The sequence below is a fragment of the Hansschlegelia beijingensis genome, from assembly GCF_045505405.1.
Lineage (GTDB): Bacteria > Pseudomonadota > Alphaproteobacteria > Rhizobiales > Methylopilaceae > Methylopila > Methylopila beijingensis_A.
This window is the reverse complement of sequence record NZ_JBJKEX010000239.1, coordinates 1-4,633: the sequence shown is the minus strand read 5'-3', so window position 1 is coordinate 4,633 and position 4,633 is coordinate 1. Positions and strand designations below refer to the sequence as shown.

The 4,633-nt window shown below is 68.4% G+C and carries 5 protein-coding genes; 3 read left to right on the top strand and 2 right to left on the bottom strand.

What is annotated here, in order from left to right; all coding sequences use genetic code 11:
• The 3 genes from ACIKT0_RS13260 to gltA form a co-directional block, all read left to right on the top strand.
• A partial coding sequence (locus ACIKT0_RS13260; protein WP_407105796.1) for a hypothetical protein occupies positions 1-240 on the top strand: 240 nt, incomplete at its 5' end.
• Positions 237-1,661, top strand: a complete 1,425-nt coding sequence (gltX, locus tag ACIKT0_RS13255; protein WP_407105795.1) for a glutamate--tRNA ligase — start codon at positions 237-239, stop codon at positions 1,659-1,661. The genes ACIKT0_RS13260 and gltX, both read left to right, overlap by 4 nt.
• Positions 1,662-1,808: 147 nt before the next feature.
• A complete protein-coding gene (gene gltA / locus ACIKT0_RS13250) occupies positions 1,809-3,137 on the top strand; it encodes a citrate synthase (protein WP_407105794.1) in 1,329 nt (442 codons plus the stop codon).
• Between the two features lie 48 nt (positions 3,138-3,185).
• Here gltA and fabZ read toward each other — a convergent pair whose 3' ends face one another.
• Together fabZ and ACIKT0_RS13240 are read right to left on the bottom strand one after the other, a co-directional pair.
• A complete protein-coding gene (gene fabZ, locus ACIKT0_RS13245; protein ID WP_183396193.1) occupies positions 3,186-3,668 on the bottom strand; it encodes a 3-hydroxyacyl-ACP dehydratase FabZ in 483 nt (160 codons plus the stop codon).
• 125 nt (positions 3,669-3,793) lie between these two features.
• On the bottom strand, positions 3,794-4,633 hold an 840-nt coding region (locus tag ACIKT0_RS13240; protein ID WP_407105793.1), incomplete at its 5' end, for a UDP-3-O-(3-hydroxymyristoyl)glucosamine N-acyltransferase.

Genomic DNA, 4,633 nt, shown 5'->3' with positions numbered 1-4,633 from the left:
TCTCCCGAAGTGGCGAGCTACCTGGCCGCCAACGCCGGCGTCTCCGCGCAGGGCGCATGGCGGCTGCGGCTCTCCGACCGAATCCTCGCCCTTCTGGCCGAGGAGGCGGAGGCCGGCCGGCCCGGCTGCTCAGCCATGGCGCGTCTTTCCCCCGGTCGCGCCGCCATGCTACACCGGCGCGCCGCGGCGTACAGACGACGTCGCACCCCTCCCCGAGCGCGAGAGAACGATCTGAAGTGAGCGAGACTGTCGTCACACGCTTCGCGCCGTCGCCCACCGGCTTCCTGCATATCGGCGGCGCCAGGACCGCTCTGTTCAACTGGCTGTTCGCCAGGAGCCTCGGCGGCAAGATGCTGCTGCGGATCGAGGACACCGACCGCGCGCGCTCCACGGAAGCCGCCATCACGGCGATTCTCGACGGGCTGAAGTGGCTGGAGCTCGACTGGGACGACGAGCCCGTCTTCCAGTTCGCGCGCGCCGCGCGCCATCGCGAGGCGGTCGAGCGGATGCTGGCCGAGGGCCGCGCATATCGCTGCTACGCGACCGCGCAGGAGCTCGAGGAGATGCGCGCCACGGCGCAGGCCGAGGGCCGCCCGCCGCGCTATGACGGCCGCTGGCGGGACCGTCCCGAGGCCGACTGGCCGACGGACCGGGCGCCGGCGATCCGGCTCAAGGCGCCGACCGAGGGCGAGACGGTGATCGACGACCTGGTGCAGGGTCGCGTGGTGATCCCCAACAAGGATCTCGACGACCTCGTGCTGCTGAGGTCGGACGGCACCCCGACCTACATGCTCGCCGTGGTGGTGGACGACCATGACATGGGCGTGACCCACGTCATCCGCGGCGTCGACCATCTCACCAACGCGGCCCGGCAGGCGCAGATCTACGACGCCATGGGCTGGAGCGCCCCCAAGATGGCGCACATCCCGCTGATCCACGGCCCGGACGGCGCGAAGCTCTCCAAGCGCCATGGCGCGCTGGGCGTGGAGGCCTATCGGGAGATGGGCTTCCTGCCGGCGGCGCTGCGCAACTATCTCGCCCGTCTTGGCTGGAGCCACGGCGACGACGAGATCTTCTCGACCGAGCAGGCGATCGAGTGGTTCGACATCTCCGACGTCGGGCGCTCGGCCGCGCGGTTCGATCAGGTCAAGTTGCAGAACCTGAACGGGCATTACATGCGCGCGACGCCCGACGACGAGCTGATGGCGACATTCCGGGCCGCCCTTCCCTACCTTCCGGGCGGCCTCGCCGCGATCGCGCGCCTCGACGAGACCGGCCGCTGGGCGGCCCTCGAGGGCGCGCTGCCAGGGCTCAAGGAGCGGGCGAAGACCCTCGTCGAACTCCTGGACGGGGCCCGTTTCCTGCTCGATCAGCGTCCGCTGTCGCTGGAGTCGGCCGCCGAGCAGCTGCTCACCCCGGAGGCGCGGCGGTTGCTGACGCTGCTCGGCGAGCGCCTCGCGGCCATCGACCCCTGGGCGGCCCCAGAGGCGGAGGCCGCCGTGCGCTCCGTCGCGGAGGAAGCCGGCGTCAAGCTTGGGGCGGCGGCGCAGCCGCTTCGGGCGGCGCTGACCGGGCGCAAGACCTCGCCTGGCATCTTCGACGTGCTCGTCGCGCTCGGGCGTGAGGAGAGCCTGGCGCGGATCGCAGATCAGGCTGCGTAGACTGGCGCTGCGGTTTGACAGCGCTAGTTCGCACTGCAACAAAAGTAGCGTCGCGCTGACCCTGCGCCCTCTCCCTCCAGTGAGCCGGAGAGCCACGTGCCGTTACCGGCGCGACGAGGCCATAATTCCAGCGAAGGGGCATGGCGCATGAATGCGACGACCAGCACGCTCAAGGTTCAGGAAGGCTCGCCAGAAGCCGGGCATCTGAGCGTCGAAGGGGCGGAGCTCGATCTTCCGATCAAGCACGGCTCAATCGGCCCGTCCGTTCTCGACGTCCAGACGCTCTACAAAGACACCGGCCTGTTCACCTACGATCCGGGCTTCACCTCGACCGCCAGCTGCGAGTCGAAGATCACCTACATCGACGGCGACGCCGGACTGCTGCTCTACCGCGGCTATCCGATCGACGAGCTGGCAGAGCACGGCGACTTCCTGGAGACCTGCTACCTGCTGCTGTTCGGCGAGCTGCCGACCTCGGCGCAGAAGGCGGAGTTCGACCGCCAGGTCACGCGCCACACCATGGTCCACGAGCAGATGTCGCGCTTCTACAGCGGCTTCCGCCGGGACGCGCACCCGATGGCGGTGATGTGTGGCGTCGTGGGGGCGCTGTCGGCCTTCTATCACGACTCGACGGACATCACCGATCCCGAGCAGCGGCTGATCGCCTCCATCCGCATGATCGCCAAGACGCCCACGCTCGCCGCGATGGCGTACAAATATTCGATCGGGCAGCCCTTCGTATATCCGCAGAACTCGCTCGATTTCTCCGCGAACTTCCTGAACATGTGCTTCGCGGTGCCGTGCGAGGAGTACAAGGTCAATCCGGTGCTCGCGCGCGCGATGGACAGGATCTTCATCCTGCACGCCGATCACGAGCAGAACGCCTCGACCTCGACGGTGCGGCTGGCGGGCTCTTCGGGCGCAAACCCCTTCGCCTGCATCGCGGCGGGCATCGCCTGCCTCTGGGGCCCGGCCCATGGCGGAGCGAACGAGGCCGCCCTCAAGATGCTCGGAGAGATCGGCACGCCCGACAAGGTCGACGCCTACGTCAAGAAGGCCAAGGACAAGAACGACCCGTTCCGCCTGATGGGCTTCGGCCATCGCGTCTACAAGAACTACGATCCCCGCGCCAAGATCATGCAGAAGACCTGCCACGAGGTCCTCGCTGAGCTCGGCATCCAGGACGACCCGCTGCTCGAAGTCGCGATGGAGCTCGAGAAGATCGCGCTCAAGGACGAGTACTTCATCGAGAAGAAGCTCTATCCGAACATCGACTTCTATTCGGGCATCACGCTCAAGGCGATGGGCTTCCCGACCGCGATGTTCACGGTACTGTTCGCCGTCGCGCGCACCGTCGGCTGGATCGCCCAGTGGAAGGAGATGGTGGAAGACCCGTCGCAGCGCATCGGCCGGCCCCGCCAGCTCTACACCGGCGCGCCGGAGCGCGATTACGTCCCGATCAACGAGCGCCGCTGAGGCGTTGGATCGAGCAAGAAAAAGCCCCGCCTTTCGGCGGGGCTTTTTTCATTTGTCGACCAGCATCGCGGAGATCTCGGCTTCGCAGACCAGCGTCCCGGCGACCTTCGCCTCACCGCGGAACCACCACATGTTGGCGCGCTTCTTGATCTGCGTCATGTGGTACTCCACGACGTCTCCGGGCGTCACCGGCTTGCGGAACTTCGCCTTGTCGATCGTCATGAAATAGACGATCCGCGGCGAGCTCGGAGCGGTGCGCGACGCCACGCAGATGGCGCCCGCGGTCTGCGCCATGCCCTCGATCAGCAGCACGCCCGGCATCACCGGCGACTGGGGGAAGTGCCCCTGGAAATGCGGCTCGTTGAACGTCACGTTCTTGATCCCGACGCCCGACCTGTCGCCGTCGATATCGATAATCCGGTCCACGAGCAGGAACGGGTAGCGATGCGGCAGGTAGGACATGATCGTCGCGATGTCGGCGGCGGCGAGCGCGGTCGGCTGCGAGGATGGCGTCGCGGTGGCGTCGTTCATTTTGTTTTTCCCTGAGCGCCGGCGCGGCTCTACGGCCGTAGCGTCAGCGCATGACATCCAAGAGTCCGCCGGAGCCCGGCGGCTTTTCGGGGGAGCTTCCGCCCGCTAGGGCGCTCCCCGCTGCTCTACGTGGCGGCCTCGAAATTCCCCACCACCGCGAAGTCGTCGAGCGTCGCACCAGGCGGGACCTGGCTGCGGGCGAGAACGACGCAATGCCGGCCGACAGTGACGTTGTGGCCGATCCGGACAAGGTTGTCGATCTTCGCGCCCTCCCCGATGACCGTGTCGCGGTCGGCGCCCCGGTCGATCGTGGCGTTCGCGCCGATCTGCACGTCGTCCTGGAGGATGGCGCGACCGGTTTGCGGGACCTGCGCGCAGCCGCCCGCGGAGGCGAGCGCGACGCCGTCCTGCCCGACGCGGGCGCCCTGGCGGATGATCACGCGGTCGCCGATCAGCGCATGGACGATCGTGGCGCCGGGCCCCACCACGCTGCCACGGCCCAGCCGGACGTCGGCCCCGATGACCGCATTGGCGCAGATCACCGCGCCGCAACCGATCTCGGCGCGCGGACCCACGACCGCTCCAGGATCGACCGTCACGTCGTTCTCGAGCCTCGCCTCCGGATGGATGACCGCTCCCGGGGCGACGCCCTCTCCGAACACCGGCTGAGGCCGCAGCGCGCTCGGGAACAGCGCAGCCGCCACTTGCGCCAGCGCCTTCGCCGGCTCCGGCGTGATCAGCGCGACGGCGCCCTCGGGGGCGAGCTCCTCGAATTCGGCCGACGCGAAGACAACGCCCGCCAGACTGCAACCGACGGCGTCCACGTCCTCGGATCCTGAGAGCGAGGCGGCGTCGGAGGGGCCGGCCCAGCCGATCGGCTCGCGCGAGCAGGTCATCGCCCGCATGCAGCAGCACCAGAAGGAGGCCGTGGCGCAGATCTGGAAGGACCGGAAGCCGATCCCCGG